The organism is Microcystis sp. LE18-22.4A (assembly GCF_027531105.1).
Taxonomy (GTDB): domain Bacteria; phylum Cyanobacteriota; class Cyanobacteriia; order Cyanobacteriales; family Microcystaceae; genus Microcystis; species Microcystis aeruginosa.
Genome location: NZ_JAPZRB010000227.1, coordinates 1 through 1,188, shown reverse-complemented (window position 1 = coordinate 1,188; position 1,188 = coordinate 1). Strand labels below are relative to the sequence as shown.

General features: G+C 38.3%; 1 protein-coding gene. It reads right to left on the bottom strand.

The features are described 5' to 3' along the window. Positions 1-1,188: IS1634 family transposase (locus tag O9295_RS10130; protein WP_288032869.1), on the bottom strand; the 1,188-nt coding region annotated here is incomplete at both ends.

Here is a 1,188-nt window from a genome sequence, read left to right as displayed (position 1 = left end):
TACTGTATTCAAGCAAATCGTCCCCAAGTCTTCCAACAAAGTCCGAAAGCTATGCACAGGTAGGTTCTCTTGATTCCGTTTTTTTCTCTCTTTAGACTGAGCGGATTCACTGCGACTCGCTTTAATCACATTCAGAGAACTATCATCAATTTCTTCATCCTCAAATAACAAAGGAGCCAAGGACTGTTTTAAATGCCATTCCACATAATAAGCCAACATACATAAAAAGATATGAGCCTTGACTCTATCACCCTTATAATGATAGATAGGACGTACCTTTAAATCAATTGACTTATAACAGCGAAATGCCTCCTCCACTTGAGATAAACTTTTATAAGCTTTAACCGTCGTCGCTGCATCCATCAAAGTTGACTCCAGAGAAGTTCTTAACACATACACACCATCTAAGGCCGTTTCTTGAGCGATTAATTCCAGCTTACGCTGATAAGAAAAGCCTTCTTCTGTTATCTCTAGGTTATAGTATTTATTGACCTTAAACTGATTAAGAACCTTGACCACTCTCAAAGCTATCTTATCTTGACCCTTTAAAGCTCTTTTCTCCCTTTGAGTCGCCTGAACAATCAAATCTAGTTCCTTCTCTACCGCTTCTAATAATGCCTCTCTTTGTAGTTGATTTTTCTGGGCGATTAAGGGATTCCAACAAGCAATTAATCTTTCGTCGGGATAATCTTCGCTCTCAAATTCCACCAAGTTTACCTGCTCAAATAATCCTAATTGAATCACTTCCACCTCAGCCAGTTTCCGAATTTGAGGCTTAGTTAAACCAGTAATATAGTCTAATCCTTCTATCGGTTTTACTAATTCGTTGATTTTCGAGTTAGTGAAAATTCCTCTATCACTTACCCAGACCACATTCTCAATCCCCCAACCATTTCTGACTTTCTCAATTTGTCCGCTTAAAGTAGCACCATCTGAAGTGTTTCCTTCAAATACTTCTACCGCTATCGGACAACCCTTGGCTGAACAGAGCAGACCAAAAACTATCTGAGTTTTGCCTTTCTTTTTATCTCGGTTATAACCATATTTGCCCAGTTCACAACCATTTCCTTCTAGGTAGGTAGAAGTGACATCATACAAGACTAATGTTCCTGATTCTAAGTGTTTAAGTGCTAGGTGCTTCTCAATTTTCTCTTGTTTTTCTAATAACCAATCTAAGGCGTTATATAA